The organism is Bacteroides sp. BFG-637 (genome assembly GCF_024793605.1).
In the GTDB taxonomy this organism is placed as follows: domain Bacteria; phylum Bacteroidota; class Bacteroidia; order Bacteroidales; family Bacteroidaceae; genus Bacteroides; species Bacteroides vicugnae.
In genome coordinates this window covers 2,751,730-2,768,739 of sequence record NZ_JANUPD010000002.1, presented here as the reverse complement: position 1 = coordinate 2,768,739, position 17,010 = coordinate 2,751,730, and the positions used below count along the sequence as shown (strand labels likewise).

The 17,010-nt window shown below is 46.4% G+C and carries 7 protein-coding genes; 3 read left to right on the top strand and 4 right to left on the bottom strand.

Annotation, left to right across the window (positions count from 1 at the left end; genetic code table 11):
* Window positions 1-140 precede the first annotated feature (140 nt).
* The 3 genes from NXX38_RS10705 (at window position 141) to NXX38_RS10695 (ending at window position 8,645) form a co-directional block, all read left to right on the top strand.
* The gene (locus tag NXX38_RS10705) at window positions 141-3,143 is read left to right on the top strand and encodes a polysaccharide lyase family 8 super-sandwich domain-containing protein (protein ID WP_258979433.1); all 3,003 of its coding nucleotides are present in this window, start codon (window positions 141-143) and stop codon (window positions 3,141-3,143) included.
* Between the two features lie 62 nt (window positions 3,144-3,205).
* Window positions 3,206-4,423: a glycoside hydrolase family 88 protein gene (locus tag NXX38_RS10700; RefSeq protein WP_258979432.1), complete on the top strand. Its 1,218-nt coding sequence runs from the start codon at window positions 3,206-3,208 to the stop codon at window positions 4,421-4,423.
* A 118-nt stretch (window positions 4,424-4,541) separates the two neighbouring features.
* Window positions 4,542-8,645, top strand: coding sequence for a hybrid sensor histidine kinase/response regulator transcription factor (locus NXX38_RS10695; RefSeq protein ID WP_258979431.1), 4,104 nt, complete (start codon window positions 4,542-4,544; stop codon window positions 8,643-8,645).
* Window positions 8,646-8,672: 27 nt separating this feature from the next.
* On the opposite strand, the gene NXX38_RS10690 is transcribed toward NXX38_RS10695, so the two are convergent.
* The 4 genes from NXX38_RS10690 to NXX38_RS10675 are packed head-to-tail and all read right to left on the bottom strand — an operon-like array spanning window position 8,673 to window position 16,967.
* On the bottom strand, window positions 8,673-11,441 hold the full coding sequence (locus NXX38_RS10690; protein WP_258979430.1) for a DUF4962 domain-containing protein: 2,769 nt from the start codon (window positions 11,439-11,441) through the stop codon (window positions 8,673-8,675).
* A 42-nt stretch (window positions 11,442-11,483) separates the two neighbouring features.
* On the bottom strand, window positions 11,484-12,884 hold the full coding sequence (locus NXX38_RS10685) for a sulfatase (RefSeq protein ID WP_195648646.1): 1,401 nt from the start codon (window positions 12,882-12,884) through the stop codon (window positions 11,484-11,486).
* A gap of 18 nt (window positions 12,885-12,902) precedes the next feature.
* Entirely contained in the window at window positions 12,903-14,312 is a 1,410-nt protein-coding gene (locus NXX38_RS10680; protein WP_258979428.1) for an alpha-L-fucosidase, read from the bottom strand.
* Between the two features lie 51 nt (window positions 14,313-14,363).
* On the bottom strand, window positions 14,364-16,967 hold the full coding sequence (locus tag NXX38_RS10675; RefSeq protein ID WP_258979427.1) for a DUF4962 domain-containing protein: 2,604 nt from the start codon (window positions 16,965-16,967) through the stop codon (window positions 14,364-14,366).
* Window positions 16,968-17,010: the final 43 nt, after the last annotated feature.

Sequence of the window (17,010 nt, the reverse complement as noted above, 5' to 3'; positions counted from 1 at the left end):
TTTGATTTCGTCTTTTACAGCTTATTGTCAGAAAATGAAATTCTTTAAATAGAATCTGAAAGTCATTTAATCTCCAGTTACCTATCTTTGCCCCCATGATAAAGCATAATCAGCGTTACAGAATTAAATAACACAATACCATGAAAAAAGATTTTCTACCTTTTTTAATTGCATGTTTCATCTGTTCATGCATCAGTTTTCAGGCATACGCACAGGAAAAAGTGTTTGCCACTTATTTTGATATTCCTGTCAATAGCCCGGAAGGAACGGAAGTTACCGGACGCATTCATCTGGAAAGGAATAAAGATGTACTGACTTCTCCTATCCCCAAAGGATATAAGTTCGAGATTGTCACACAGCCTGCGGAAGCACTGTTCAAGATAGAAACCCGCTACGATTTATCCCAGCGTATCATGGGAATATTGAGCGTTGACAAAAAGAAAAAGACCGGCCCCAAAGCCATCTCCTATCCCATGACAATCGCCCTGAAAGACGGGAACAGGGAAATAGAGAAATTCGATATTACGGTTCATATCGCTAAAAGCACTTTATGGACGTTATTATACGACCGCTACCTTCCCCATGCCATCGGCAACAGCCGACTGTATGGCCGGATGAAGTACTCGGACAAAGAAGTAGCGGAGATAATAGATGAATTAGAAAAGAACAACGGACGTTTCAGCGGATTCAGATGTTATACTGCCCGTCCACAGGATTATAAAGCGGAATTCAATCCTAAGAACGACCATCTCAACACAAAAACCATTGAATATGACTGGGAAAAAGTAGCCAACCGGATTGGAGGACTCGGCTATGCGTATGCCACATCGAAAGTCTATGGTCCGGAAGGTTCACCGGAGAAAAGGAAAGAATTGCGCGATGCTTTATACAAAGCAATATTAGCCTATACCCTGTCTGTTCCAGTGGAAGGGAAAGAGGTGGAAATAAACGGGAAGCCTATCGGCAATTGCACCGGCGACGCTTTCAGCCTGCTTCAAGCCAACAAGCTGTCGGGCGTTCAGATACCGACTCATCAGTGGGTGCTGACAGACCCGTTGGTGGTGCCTGCACTCTACCTTATGCCTGACATTCTGAAAGGGATGCAGGAAAATGACGAGACCTGCCTCAAAGTGCATAATGCACTGGTACGTTATAATCAGTTATTTATGTCCATCATAAAGGGGCGCAGAGCTATTGACAACCCCAAAGAACGCTGGGGGGAAATACAGGATACCCTTTATTCGTCCGGAGCGTGGACAGATGCCAATCTGGGACATCGCTCGCGCACCATGTTGGCTCTCCCGCTTATCTGGGCGGACTACAACCGTCCGCTGACGTACGTACAATACTGGTATAGCGACTTCTATAAGGATAAGCCTTTCAAGAATTTCAGTTTCTCTCCCGGATGGAGTCCGCAAGGAGTGATAGCCGACGTCAGCCGATGGATGACGAAATACAACATTCCCGCACACAAGTATATCCAGTCGGGATTTCAACCGGATGGCACCATATCCCACCACATTGGCCGTGCTACTGACGCAGCTATGGTAGCCTACGGCTTTGAATGGCTGACGGATTGCAACGTGGGATACCAATATTTCAAGAACACGCCCTTCAAAGTAGCTGCCCCGCAGTATCAGTTCCAGTTAGACCATTTATTGAATGTATATCCCAAGTTAATCTATAAGCAGCACATGGACTTCCTCGTCGCCGGACGTTCTTATCTGGACGATTTGAAAGGATTTGCAACCAAGCGCTATCCCAGAGCGGTCAATGAAATGCTGAAAGCCCGAAGCAAAAATACCCAATTGAGTGGAGTGGAAGAATTGCAGACAGTAATCAAAGCAATCAAAGCGAATACTCATGAATATTCGGGTACGGATGCTTATTGGGTGAATGAATATCTCGTGCACCGCCGGGGCGAAAACGAACCTGCGTTCTATGCGTCCCTGAAACTGAAATCGGAACGTACGGTAGGAGCCGAAGATTTCAGCAAGGTACGCAAGTCCTGGCATCTGGGATATGGTATCCTGCAACTTAAAGTACGCGGAGATGAATACGCCAGCCGCGTTTTGAAGAATTATGACTGGCACGCCGTGCCGGGACTGACGGAAGAATGGCGTACCGACGCCCTGCCCGCCGAAGGTGGCGCACAGGCTTCTTTGCCCGGATTAAACAAAATATCCGGTGTACTGGCCGACGGCAAAACGGGTATGGGAATCTACCACCATCTGCCGAAAGAGAAATACAGTTCCTCAACCGCATTCAAAACGTACCATTTCATCGAGGATAAAATCATCGCACTGGGAAGCGGCATCTCCCGTCTCCGTCCGGGACAGGGAAAGGAAATCACCACATTCCTCGACCAGTCTGCCTTCAACCGCGAACTGACCTGGTGCGTCAACAGTAAAGAGCAAACTGTGAATCCGGGTGAATCGGTGAATATCACCGAAAATATAGAATCTGTCTGCTGGCTTCACCAAGGAGAGAAAGGATATATCATTCTGCCGAAAAAGAGGCTGCAACTGGTGATTAAAACCGGAAAAGAAATCAATATCACCGACCGGGCAATAGCCGACAAACAGCCTAACTTTATTATCGCCCTCAATCACGGAGTCACTCCGGGAAGCGGTCTGGATGATAGTTATGCCTATTACCTGATACCCAATATCGGCAAAGAGGAGATGAAAGCCCGCGTGGCAAACCTGCAAAAAGAGATTACGACCGTAGAAAACACGGCTTCCGCCCATGCGGTATATTCCGCTGCCGACAAGACCTGGCAATATGCTTTCTTCAAGCCCGGAACGATTTCCGCAGGAAAGACTGAAGTGACTTCCGACGATGTGGCATTAATCATGCTGCGCGATAACGGTGACAGTTGGACTTTATCTGCTTCCAATCCGATGCCGGACGGCAAAAAGCAGAGACTGACTTTCCGTGTCAGCACTCCTCTGGCGGCAGGCACTTATACCTACCGGACAAAAGGCGTTTATCCGCTGGAAGGAGAAACCGTGACTGTTTCTCCGGATAAAGGGGGTGCAAAGGTGGTGGTTGAGCTGCCGGACATCAGAGATGAGAAACAGTACAATTATCAGTCCGACTTATATGCGGCAACCCCGATTGTAGTTACTATTCCTAAATAAATCGTTTTCAATATAATACACCAGCATCATAAGAAGATGCACTTATCATCATTGGTTGAGATATGAAATCACTTCAAAAAAGAAATATACTTATTCTTCTACTCCTGACCGCCTGTTTCTGCGGAAACTCGCAGAGTTTTGCCGCCGAACCGGGAAAGAAGGTTCCGCAATGGGTTCAACACGCTTTTTCCGTGATTGAGAAACAGGCACAGAAGATGTCTGCCAAAGTAGAAAAAACATCTTGCCTTCCCCGTTCCATCCAACGGGGAATGGTAAGTCCGACCGACTGGACCAGCGGCTTTTTTCCGGGAATGTTGTGGTATGTGTACGAATATACCGGAAAAGAAGAATGGAAAGCGCGTGCCGAACGTGCCACTGCCTTACTGGAAATGGAACAGTTCAATGCTTTCGACCACGACATAGGTTTCAAAATGTATTGCAGCTACGGTAACGGATGGCGGCTGACCCGGAATCCGGACTATAGCAAAATTATTTTCCGTTCTGCCAAGACTTTAAGTTCACGCTATTCATACAAGACAGGGCTTATCATGTCTTGGGAAGAAGACAGCACACGTGACTGGCAGTTCCCGGTTATTATCGACAACATGATGAATCTGGAATTACTGATGGAAGCCTATAAATTATCCGGAGACACCACATTGCGCCATATCGCCCTTTCCCATGCCGACAAAACAATGAAATGCCAATACCGCGAAAACTATTCATGCCCCCATGTGGTAGACTATGATGCGGAAACGGGCGAAGTCCGCAAATTCGACTGGAACAACGGCTCCGATGATGTCCGTGTTTCGACTTGGGCACGCGGACAGGCATGGGGACTTTATGGGTTCACGATGATGTACAGGGAAACAAAGAACCCGAAATACCTGCGCCATGCCGAACATATCGCCGACTTTCTCATACAGCATCCCAACCTGCCGACAGACGGAATTCCTTATTGGGACTATTCCGGCAGCCAGATTTCAACGATACGGGATGCTTCCGCCGCTTCCGTGATGGCATCGGCGTTCATTGAGCTAAGCACCTACTCTCCCCATAAAGGCTACTTCAAAACCGGAGAAAAAATGCTGAAAAGTCTCTCTTCCGATGCGTATCTCGCCAAACCGGGAAAACATTCTTTCTTTATTATAAAGCAGGCTATCGGAAATTATCTCCGAAACAGCGAACTGGAAGGTGGATTGTCATACGCCGACTACTACTATGTGGAAGGGTTGCTGCGCTACTTAAAACAAATCAACCCATCCATGGAACAGAAGTAAAAACATCGAATAGGCTGGAAATGTGAGATGAATAATCCGAAAGTATATTTGGCTATTGAATGAAAGATGATTATCTTTACCTTACATTTGTAGTATTCACATTTATCATTCAGCACACATGAGAAACCGATATTTGCAAACAAGCCTCATCTCCGGCCTATTCCTCTGTTTACTATCCGTTTCGTTCTGCCATGCGGCGACCGGCGGATCGGAACACATTCATTTCCGGCGTCTGTCGGTCAATAACGGAATGTCGCAAAATACGGTTCTCGCCCTCACGCAAGACCATAACGGTAAAATCTGGGTGGGAACCATGGATGGTCTGAACTGGTATGACGGATACCGTTTCGCTCTCCTCTACAAGAATCTGAACGACAGCACCAGTTTATCCAACAATCATGTTTACTCACTCTGTACCGACGCAGAAGGTACTGTGTGGGTAGGCACTTTAACCGGACTATCCAGATATAACATTGTAGGAAACAACTTCACCAATTTCTACTTACCCGGAAAATTACCCATACAAATATTCGCCATAGAAGACCTGAACGACAAGAACCAGCTCTTATTGGGAACCAATAGCGGGCTTGTTGTCTTTGATAAAAAAACGGGGTACATGAACCTGCATCCCCTTCTGCGGAAAGTCAACGTTTATTCCATTTGTAAAATAAAAGATGAAGTGTTGCTTGGAACTTCATCCGGTCTCTACCATTACCATCCCCATGACAATTCTGCCGTGCAACTGCTTCCGGAATTGAAAGAAGAAGTGTTCTCGTCCATTCTCCACGACCCGAGAAAACAGGTCAGCTGGCTGGGGTCGCTGACCAACGGAGTCTATTGCATAGATGAAAAATTCCGGATAAAGAAACATTATTATGACAAAAGCCCGCAGCAACTAGCTGAAAAGGCCGTCCGCACATTGGCACAGGATGACAAGGGAAGAATCTGGATCGGTACCATAAATGCCTTATTCATATTGGAACCTGAAACCGAAAAAATACAGAGACACGCCTTCTCCCATGAGGATCAAAATTCATTGGGACATAACTCTGTACGTTCCATTCTAAAAGATAATCAGGGAGGAATGTGGGTAGGTACTTTCTATGGCGGACTGAACTATCATCATCCCATGGCTCCGGCATTCGGGACGTTAGTTTATTCAGCCTACAAAAATTCCATCAGCGACAACACGGTCAGTTGCATCGTCGAAGACCCGCATACCGGCAATCTCTGGATAGGAACCAACGATGGCGGGCTGAACGAGTATGACCGTAAGAACAACCATTTCTCGGTTTACCGGGCCAATCATCACAACGCCCGCGCATTGCAATCGGACAATATCAAATGTGTATTGCCCGACGCGGACGGCATTTATATAGGAAGCCACGGCGGTGGATTGAGTTATTTATCCGCCCGCACCAAGCAAATTGAGAACTATACTTTCCCCGAAGCTGTCTCTTTCAGCAACAGTTGTTACTCTTTACTGGACGGACAGGACGGAACACTTTGGGTAGGTTCCATCATCGGATTGTACCGTTTCAATAAAAAGACCGGGCAGCTATCCCTGCATCCTCTGGCACAAGAATATCCCCGGCTGAACTCCATCCTCATATCCATCCTATACCGCGATTCGGCAAACCGGATATGGATTGGAACGGAAGAAAGCTTGTTCGTATATGCCAACGGCAAACTGGAAGAATGGAAAGACGGCACATCCGGCGTTCCGGCTCTGATACAGGCTTTCTGCATACAGGAAGACAGCAATCATCGTATCTGGATAGGCTCCTCCGACGGCCTGTATAAGTCGGATGACGGAAGTGTCGGACAGCAAGTCCGCTATTCTACACAGAACGGATTGCCTAACAATTTCATCTATGGCATACTGGAAGACGGACGGGGACGGCTCTGGCTCACGACCAACCGAGGTTTATCCTGTTTTGACCCTGCCGAAGAGACGTTCCTCAATTATACCGTACAAGACGGATTGAGCCACGGGCAGTTTAACACTTACGGAGCGTGTAAGACCAAGGACGGCATCTTCTTTCTAGGAAGCCTGCAAGGAATTACCTATTTCAATCCGTATGAGTTTGTAGACAATCCGTATTCTCCGAATGCTGTCATTACGGGAGCCAGCATCCAGAACCAGCCTGTGGCAAAAATAAAAGATGGCGTTTCCAAGTTTTTCCAGGCAGATGACGGGAAACTATTAGGAATGTCCTTTCCTTCCAACCGCAAGTTATTCAGCGTCCATTTCTCCGTAATCAATTATCTTTCCGGCAGACGGAATCTGTTTGCCTACAAACTGGAAGGATTTGATGAGGACTGGATTTATTCGAGGCAGATTGTTCCGTCGAGAGGTGTCGCCTATTCCAATCTGCCGCCGGGGAAATATGTATTCAAGGTAAAAGCCTGCAACAACAATGGCCGCTGGAGTCTTACTCCGACCGAATTCTTTGTACATATCACTCCTATGTGGTATCAGACATGGTGGGCAAAGATGCTCTATGTCTTATTTACATTGGGCGGACTTACTTTCATCTTCTATTTCTTCATTGCCCGCGCGAAGATGAAAATGCAGATGCAGATTGAACATCTGGAACGCAATAAGATTGAAGAAATCAGCCAAGAGAAAGTACGCTTCTACATCAATATGTCCCACGAACTGCGTACTCCGTTGAGCTTAATATTGGCTCCTCTGGAAGAACTGGTAGAAGAGAAGAATAAGTTTGACGACCGGATTCAGCAGAAACTTTCGTATGTGTACAGAAACGGACGCAAATTACTTCACCTTGTCAACCAGTTACTGGATTTCAGAAGGGCAGAGTCGGGAGCGCTTCCCATTCATGTTGCCATGAATAACGTGGATGAACTGGCCGGAAATGTCTTTACGATGTTCAAGGAGAACGCGCAGAAAAGAAACATTGCCTATCAGTACCGGTCGGAACTGGATGCGAGCCTGCTCCCGATAGACAGAACATATGTGGAGATGATACTAACCAACCTGCTTTCCAATGCGTTCAAATTCACTCCGGACGGTGGAGAGATAACGCTCTCTGTCTGGAAGAAAGAGAATTGTTTCGGATTCACGGTCAAAGATACCGGCGTCGGAATCGCGCCGGAGAAATTAGCACGCATCTTCGAGCGTTTCTATCAGGCGAGCGAAGGCAGGAAGGGAAGCGGAATCGGACTTTCATTAGTCAAATGCCTGGTCGAAAAGCATCACGGAAGTATCAGTGTGGAGAGTAAGCCGAACCAAGGCAGTGAATTCCGTATCGAGTTGCCGTCCGATCTGTCAGTATATGCTCCGGAAGAAATAGAGAACCCGCATGAACAGCATATCCCCGAACTACAAACGGCTTCATTAGCCACTGAAACAATGGTGGAGGACGGAGAGTTCCGGGCAATAGAGGAATCTGCCGCACCGACGGAAAATGAGTCATCGGATGAGATTACAGAAACAATCCTGCTGGTGGATGATAATAAAGAGATGGTGGACTATTTGAAGAATAACTTTAAATCCAAATACATCACATTGACCGCCGGAAACGGGGAAGAGGCACTGGCCATCCTGAAAGAACAGAAAGTGGACATTGTATTGTCCGATGTCATGATGCCGGGTATTGACGGGATAAAGTTGTGCGAACTGATAAAAAAGAATATGCAGACCTGCCATATTCCTGTCATTCTCTTATCGGCCAAAGGTAGTATCGAAGCCCAGACAACCGGTATCCAGACCGGTGCGGATGACTATATCCCCAAACCTTTCTCGATGAGTCTGCTAAAAGGTAAAATCAGTAATATACTGAAAGCAAAGCAGCGGTTGAGGCACTACTATTCCAACACGATTGATATTGATACGGCGAAAATAACGTCCAATGCGCTGGATGAAGAGTTTATGAGCAAAGCGATACAGATAGTCGAGGAAAATATTGACGATGAAAATTTCACGGCGGATGATTTGGCGGAGAAACTTTGCATGAGCCGTTCTTCCTTGTACCTCAAGATGAACTCGATATCAGGGGAACCGCCGGCTAACTTTATCCGTCGTATCCGTTTTAATAAAGCCTGCAAATTATTGCTGGAAGGAAGGTATTCGATTTCCGAAATCAGTAACAAGGTCGGCTTTAGCTCGCCCTCCTATTTCTCTACCAGTTTCAAGAAACACATGGGTTGTCTGCCTTCCGACTATGTGAAAAACCAAGGAAAGAGAGAGGCTGAATAATATTCAGCCCTCTCTCCTGTTTCATTTTTAATATCCTTTCTGACAAGGTACCATCAAAGGGTAACGGTCGATTGTCTCCTGACAACCGGAAGTCTTATTAATCAATAAAGTGCTATGCGAGAACTTCCGTCCTTTCGCTTTTACTGCTCCGTTGGCAGGGCCATAAAGCAGGTATTCTCCCGTCGTCTTGTTTTCAATTTCCAGACGGGCTTCCTGACTGGTGTCCATCTGCGCTTTGATACGATAGTTGCCGATGACAATTGTGTTATCTGCATCCGGCTTCGCATCAGCAAATGACATGGAGTTGGATTCATCTATCTGAATAACTGCCAGGAATCTCATATCCTTGCATTTACGGACGTTCTCGAATTTACCGTGATATTGATTTTTTTCAAACTCGATTGCTTTTCTTCCACGCTGCGGGTTCAGCCAGTCGAACGGTTTGACGTACGACGTATCAACCAGGGAAGTAGTCAATTCGGAACTTCCGAAAATCCGGGCAAGCACATCACAATTATCCGTATCGGCTATCAGTGAATTCCCGGCATCGCCAATCTTCATGCCTGCACGTTCAAGCCCATTAAGCTGAAAAGTCCAGGTTACTTCTTTTTCCGCTTCCAGTTCATCATATAGTACGATGATATTAGGACGCAACATCACCAAGTGACGACGGAATTTACGGACTTGCGGATTATCATTATCATCCAGTATAAAACCGTTTTCGGAGGTGTAAGCCTGTGCATTCTTCAACACAGTAGTCCAGTTGAGGGCACTTTGGTCAAAAGGTACATATGCGTTTGAAGCATCGCCCAAAGCATAGGTAATATCGTTGCCGTCCAGATAACGGGCAATCCATCCGTAACCGCTATGCGAATAGGCCTGCGTCTTTCCGTCTACGGTAATGGTATTACGCGCCCGGCTATGCTTGTGTGCCAGCAAGTAATGCTTGTCTTGTGTCGTCACTTTATATCCTGTAGGATAAAATATCGGTTTCCCTTTGTAGGACACATTGAAACTGTTTTGCTCTGCCATTCCGTGAGAACCGGATCCGAAAGGTGAACTGCGGAACGAGACAAACAGATTGTCCGAAGCATTCAGCACATCGGTATTCATGACGACGATACCGGTTTGGGGAAATATGGCAGACTGGGGAATGTTCGCCAGATTCACTGCCTCTACCTTCCGCGGACGATGCTGCAAACGATAGGTGTCAAAGTCCGTTTTCTTAAAAGCGAATGGAGCGGCAGGCGATTGGCCGGACAGCTCATAAGCGTAATGGATAGCAAACGGATTATTCAACTCTTGCCCCAGAATGTATGCAAACTCTGCCCGGAGCCGGTTTACTTCATAGACCTTGTCGCTCCCGTCACCGAAGCCGTCACCGGCAGAATGTACAGGCATCGTGTAAGCCAATGCATTGGCACAATTGGCATACCATGGATGCTTGAAGATATTCACGTTGAAAAGATTACGAAACAAGATGAAGTTATTCACCATCGATTCCATATTCACATGGACATAGCCCATGTTTCCGTTAGGCCAGACACCGTCCGACAAGAAGCCGCCGCCCGGTGAACGTGATAACCAGATGTCATAAAGCATACCGAACCACTTCTCTGCCTGTACATCATGGCCTTTCATGACGATAGCGGAAGTAAATGCGTTATAAAAGGTATGCTGAAAGAAATGGGCGCATAGTATGCCATCCGCCGACCCGACATTTTCCTGCATGGCATCGTCTATAATCAGCCCAATGACGGTCGTGATGAAGTGCTTATAATTCTTTTTCTGTTGTTCGTTCAGATAGGCATAGGCCACGTCATAGGTCATACTCAAGGCGGACATGGACTTGGCGCCCGTAAAGTCGGCAGCCGCATACATTGCAGCCGGTTCCTTTGCCGCGATGTAATCTGCCAAGGCTACAGCTTTATCGAGATATTCCTTGTTCGAAATCAGCCGATAGCCATTCAACAAATGTTCAATATCTCTATTGATTCCTTCTACTTCGTATCTCAAACGGAATTGCATGATTTGCTTTCGTTCTACTTCAGAAGCCGTTGCAGGTATGGGGTCGCCTTTCACCTTATAACTCGCCACCTCTTTATTCAAAGCCGCATTCGCAGCTCTCCGGTAAGATGCCCTTAATTGTTTCTGATCGGCTGTCAGCACTTTGCCGGATATGGCCTCTCCGAAAATACGAGGATGCTTCTCCGGTATCATATCATACGCTTCTTCGGCATTCGGTGACTGAAATTTAGGAAGATTTTCGGGGATATTCACTTCGTATACCTTCGACCAGGATTTCCCTGACACCCGATAGCGCCAATACCACGTACCCGGTTTGAGAGGCTTGTGGTTATTATAAAAGGCCAGTTTCAACCCTGTACGGGTAAGTACATCTTTATCTGAAAAGTTTCTTGTACGTCCCATTTGGAAGTCATACTGCAAACAGCGCTCCGTTTTTCCGCTTACTTTTTTTACAGGAAAGACTTTAGGATACTCGTAATCAGCCATCGGCCAAGTGAAAACCGGCGGATTGGTTATAACCTCGTGCCCCTTCACCGGGTAAGGAAACTCCCGGTTTCCCTTTTGCCGGATGCATCCCATAGTCAATGGGGTAATGCCACTCTTACTATCATCCGCCTCCTCTTCATTCACCTTGAAACCGTCGGCAAACTGATGGAAACCGCTGAATACCTGCTGAACCGTTCCATCCGACTGCGCGAATACTGACTGCACGGAAACGGACATTACCGCCACCGTTGCGCCAAGCCATACTTTGATTTTATTCTTCATGATACTCTTAACTATCTATCTGCTATAAATTCTTTTTTATATTTATTGAATACATTCCGCCATCTTTACCTGAAAATCATTCATCATGGCAGCCATTTTTTGTGCTATCTCCGGATATTGCCCAACCAAATCTACAGTCTCTTCGGGGTCTTTCTCCAAATCGAAAAGCGCAAGGCCGGTTTTGCCTCCCCTTGCAAGTTGCACGCCCGGCAGACCATCCTTGCCCGGTTCTGTCACGATGCGATATTCGTGAGGAGCCACACATTTCCATTTCCCGTCTCTCACCGCTTCTACTTTACCGTCATATAAGAAGTAAAACGGTTTATGACTCTGTGCTTGTCCGGTAAGTGTCATCCATACGTTCTCACCATCGAACTCGTTCATCCGCGGCATTTGTGAACCGGTCAGTTCTACAATGGTAGGGGTAATGTCCAAAGCCGACAGGAACTGCTCGGAAACTTTACCTGCCGGAATACGACCGGGCATCCGGGCTATGAACGGCACACGCTGCCCACCTTCAAAAGTAGTACCTTTTCCCTCACGAAGTCCGCCTGTAGAACCGCCGTGATTGCCGTAACTCAGCCACGGACCGTTGTCGGATGTAAACAATACCAGGGTATGATCGTCCAAACCGTTTTCTTTCAATGTTTTCATTATTTCACCTACCGACCAGTCTATCTCCATAATTACATCAGCATATAGCCCTTCTCCGGATTTTCCTTTGAACTTATCCGATACGCCCAGAGGAACATGAGGCTGTGTATAAGGAACATAAAGCAGGAAAGGTTCATTCTTATGCTTGTCAATGAATGCCGTTGCACGTTCTGTGATACGGGTAGTCATGTGATTCACTGTAGGATTATATTCCACCACGCGCTCATTGTCGTAAAGCGGCAATGCCCGGTACGGATGTCCCGGCTGAGGATGGAAAGGCCACATATCATTGGAATAAGGCAAACCGAAAAACTCATTGAAACCGTGTCGGAGCGGTAAGTGTTCGGGAAGACATCCCAAATGCCATTTGCCGAAAATGCCGGTAGCATAATTATTCTGTTTCAGGTAGTCGGCAAGGGTAAATTCATCGCTTTCCAATCCGTTTACGGACAGGTCGTCTACAACTCCCTGTAAGCCTGCCCGTTCGGCATATCGCCCTGTCAGTAAGGCGGCGCGCGATGGAGTAGAGGCTGCCGCACCTGCATAAAAGTTAGTGAAACGGATACCCTCCGCCGCCAATTGATCCAGATTGGGAGTTTGCAAACGAGAGTTGCCGTAACACTTCATGTCTCCATAGCCTTGGTCGTCAGTCAGTATAATAACGATGTTGGGCTTTTCTGCAGCGTTGCTTCTTGAAGAAGCATTCGCTGTTTCAGATGATTTTGAGTTTGAACCGTTGCAGGCGGATAATCCTGCAACAGCCAAACATAAGACTGATAAATTATTCATAAAACTTACTGTAAACTATCATTTTTTTACTTTAAAGCTAAAGGCTAACGGTTCATTCTTCAACCCTTTGGGCAGAGTAACAGTCACCTTGCCATCCTTACAGGAATACTTCACGCTCTTGCCGTTTTGCAACAGAGTCATTCTGCCTGTCGGCTCGTTACCTTCCCACTCAATGGTGGCAGGCAATGTCTCTTTTTCGGGCAGGGCGTAGATGGCATATAATGTTTTACCGTCTTTATTGGCAGTAAACCATACTTTACCGCAGTTATAGTTTGGTGTAGTACGGGTGGCGTAGATAGCCGCACCATTCTGCTTCAACCAATCACCAACTTCTTTCAAGCGGTCGATAGCGCCTTGCTCAATCTCTCCTTCCGGAGTAGGTCCGATGTTCAGTGCCAGGTTTCCGCCTTTGGCTACAATTTCAGCCAGCATATTGATTACCCATGAACAGGATTTGTATTCAGAGTCCGGACTCCAGCCCCAAGTTTTAGCCAAAGGGATACAAGTTTCCCAGGGGTTGTTTATCTGTTTCTCAGGAATGACACGTTCCGGTGTCTGGTAGTTCTCGTTACATCCCGGCACGGTTCTGTCCGCCACGATAAGACCCGGTTGTTTCCGGCGTGCTTTGTCTACGATTTCATCCATCTTGATATCCTGTTCCGGTTTACGCACCCATCCTCCATCAAGCCACAAAATGTCGACATTGCCGTAATTGCTCATCAGTTCGTCAATCTGGTTGGCGGTAAACTTCTGGAAGTTCGCCCATTTCTTATGGTATTTCTTTACGTCATAGTTTACGTTACGTGTGGGAGTAGCCCAAAACGGATCCCAATAATCTTTGTGATGCCAATCCGGTTTGGAAAAGTAAGTACCAATCATGAAACCTTTCTGCCGGAAAGCATCGAACAGGTGCTTGGTGACATCACTGTATTTTCCATTCTTATACGGGCCTTTTGTAATGCCGTAATCCGTGTATTTAGAGTCGTACATACAGAATCCATCGTGATGCTTAGTGGTGAAGACAAGGTATTTGCATCCGGCATCTGCCGCAATGTCTGCCCAACGGGAAGGTTCGAACTTGACCGGATTGAATGAATCCGCCAATCCCCAGTACCATTTTTTAAATTCATCGTAAGGTTTGTCCGGAGCTACTCTCTCCCTGCGCTTGGTAAAGCGGTCTTCCGAACAAAGCAACCATGATTCCGTAATACCCGGCACAGAGTAAATGCCCCAGTGGTACATGATACCGAATTTCACGTCTTGCCATTTATCCAGTTTTTCCAGTACTTTCGCATCCGTAGGCCATTCATAGCTTTCCGAACTTTCGTGTATCAGTTCTCCGTCTTTCATTCCGAAAACTTTTTTGTTTTGCGCATTCAGTGCCAACGACAGACCGATACACGCAACGAGTGATAAAACTTTTTTCATAAATAATTCTTGTTATTGCATTAGTAATAGATATTTTAGTTCTTTACCTGATTAGATTTCCAGTTCGGGAACTGTATCAACCAAGACTTTTTCAGTACCGTTTTCTTTGACAATGGTAGCTTTACCTTTATAGTCGATGCTTACGTTCTCACCTTTCTTCGTATTGCGAACGAAAAAAGAGGGAGCACCTTTAGAGGATAAATTAACCTTGATATTCCAGTCGCCTATCTCAATACAGCCATCTTTCAATGTTCGTGGCTGCGCGGTGGGGGACAGTTTGGCATGAGTATTGATAATTGTAGCAAAACGATATACTTTCTGCTTGTCTGACGTAGCTGTGAAATGCCAATGATTTGCGTACGTTTTAAAATTACCTTTCTCGTCAGCAATCAGCCAATTGACGGCAGGCGTAAAGAATTGGCTGGTCATATCGGTTTTCAATACTCCGGTGGAAAAAAGGTAAGCATCAGAGATTCCTTCTTTGTTGGTAGCCTGTACGTGTACCCAATCCGGATTGCTTTTGTCCACATTCATCGGATTAGTAACCGTATGCAGCAAGTAACTCCAAGTGACAGGCTGTTCAGCTTCCAATTCGTCATAGATAAAGGTAAGACCTGTTTTTCCGAGTTCCACGATATGACGGCGGTAAGTTTTCAGTCCGACTTCGTCCCAACCATTCTCAGGGGTATATTCCAGCCCGGCAACTTTGCCACGTTCTATCCAAAGCGGAGAGATTACTTTTCCATATGCATTAGACGCATCCCCTACCACATAACCTATGTTTTCACTTATATAATGACGGGGAATCCATCCGTAACCTTCGGTACCGATACGCTGTCCCATACCATTAACCAGTATCGTATTGTGAGCACGAGTTGCACGGTAACAATAAACAGAATGTTTATCAATAAAAGAAGTACCATGACCTGAGCTATAAAAGAGCGACTGTCCGCCCCAAAAGGTATTGAACGCATTCTGATTGGTTAGTGCATGGGATGTGCCACCGTAAGGACTGCTACGAAAACTAATCATGGCACTGTTTTCTGTCTGCGATAAACGGGTGGAGAATGAAGCCAGACCGGATTGCGGGAAAACGTGTCCCATAGGCAGGTCGGCAAGACCAGCCCCCACAGGCAATGGTTTGTCACACTGCAAACGGAACCATGCCAGTCCGCCTGCTTTGGACGTACTGCCTTCATTCAAAATGTTCGGCTGACGTGCCCGGATAGTACGCACATAATCAGCAGCATACGTATTGCCTGTCATCCGGGCGACAGCATCCGCGTAACCGACTCTTACTCCTCTGGGCGTTAACACCTTTTCATGGGAACTACCATTTCCGCCCGATTTTGAAAATGGGGGTTGCTGATAGATAGTGTACAACACCGAACCTTGATACCAGGGATCAGAGAAGAAATCAAATCCGGTCAGCCTGCTGTAAAAATAAGGAACTTCTATCAATGTACGTGTGTTTACAGTGAAATAAGAGTCACCATTATGCCATGCACCATCCTTATTCAGACCGGGGAAACGGGCAAGCCACACGTTATAGCAGTAATCTACCCAAGTATCAGCCTCGGGCAGTTCACCGTAAACAGTGAAAGCCGCCATTGTAAGAATCCGGAGCGTCATTTGCCAGACGTGATTCTCGGCGATATGATTTTCCAGATAATTATTATAATGGTCATACATCTTGTTTCCATACTTCCGGATGCAAGCAAGCAGGTCTTTTCGGGTATCTTCATCCAGAAGGTCATAGAGAGCATCATAAGCCAATGTGCCAAGTGATACGAAAGTAGCGTCATTAAAATCGCCTTTCACATTATCACTTTCCCCCCAAGTGATAATTTCCTTGATACGCTTGATGGCTTCATCGGCATAGCGACGTTCTTTAGTCAGCATATAAGCACGTATGATAACATCCAGGTTCGACTCTTCTCTGTCAACAATACGGCGACTTTCACGAGTAAGCATTGCGTTGCGCTCCATTTCGCTGTTCAAATTTGCGAGCAGCTTGGTGTTGACGTCATTGATAGACTTCATAGGTGTCTTCATCGCCTTGTTGGCAGCCGAGATATAAATCTTGCGTTCCGGAGTGGAAATGCTACGACGGATAAAGTGCTCCCACTCTTTTTTATCAAGCCAGACGCGGGGATGTTCATGCGGAACTTTGGCGAGGACTTCTTTCAGGGAAGACGGACAGAACTTGTCAGGATTGGTTTCCACCGTAAATTGCTGAACCGTAGCCCATTTTGTCTTGCCATCCTTTACGTTGCCATATTGCCAGTACCACACGCCGGGTGTCAAGTCTTTCTCCGGATTGTAAAAAGGCCAACGGGTTTCCACCTGTACCACCCCGGTCTTGAAAGTGGGATCTTGAGAGTAGCGCAAGCTATAACGGACTTTACTCTTGTCAACCTTATGCTTAGTATCCAGCCCGTCCAGCCCGCTCTCTACCACATAAAGCCCTTCCTGCAACGGCCATTGAAAAGAAACGATACGGTCGGCAACCACTGCTTTGTCCGACGGCGAGGGAGTAGCACGCATTTCGTGCATCAAAGTGACATCTTTCAGCCGGATATTGACAGGCGACTGTTGAGCATACAGTCCGGATGCCAATAAACAAATTGTAAGAGTATATAAAGTAAGTTTCATGGTTATTTGTTATTTATAATCTAGCAGTTAAGCGTTTTTCATT

Excerpts from the sequence above, each read along its gene's own strand:
- NXX38_RS10685 (WP_195648646.1), bottom strand. The coding sequence starts at position 12,884 with ATGAATAATTTATCAGTCTTATGTTTGGCTGTTGCAGGATTATCCGCC.
- NXX38_RS10705 (WP_258979433.1), top strand. The coding sequence starts at position 141 with ATGAAAAAAGATTTTCTACCTTTTTTAATTGCATGTTTCATCTGTTCA.
- NXX38_RS10695 (WP_258979431.1), top strand. The coding sequence starts at position 4,542 with ATGAGAAACCGATATTTGCAAACAAGCCTCATCTCCGGCCTATTCCTC.
- NXX38_RS10690 (WP_258979430.1), bottom strand. The coding sequence starts at position 11,441 with ATGAAGAATAAAATCAAAGTATGGCTTGGCGCAACGGTGGCGGTAATG.
- NXX38_RS10675 (WP_258979427.1), bottom strand. The coding sequence starts at position 16,967 with ATGAAACTTACTTTATATACTCTTACAATTTGTTTATTGGCATCCGGA.
- NXX38_RS10700 (WP_258979432.1), top strand. The coding sequence starts at position 3,206 with ATGAAATCACTTCAAAAAAGAAATATACTTATTCTTCTACTCCTGACC.
- NXX38_RS10680 (WP_258979428.1), bottom strand. The coding sequence starts at position 14,312 with ATGAAAAAAGTTTTATCACTCGTTGCGTGTATCGGTCTGTCGTTGGCA.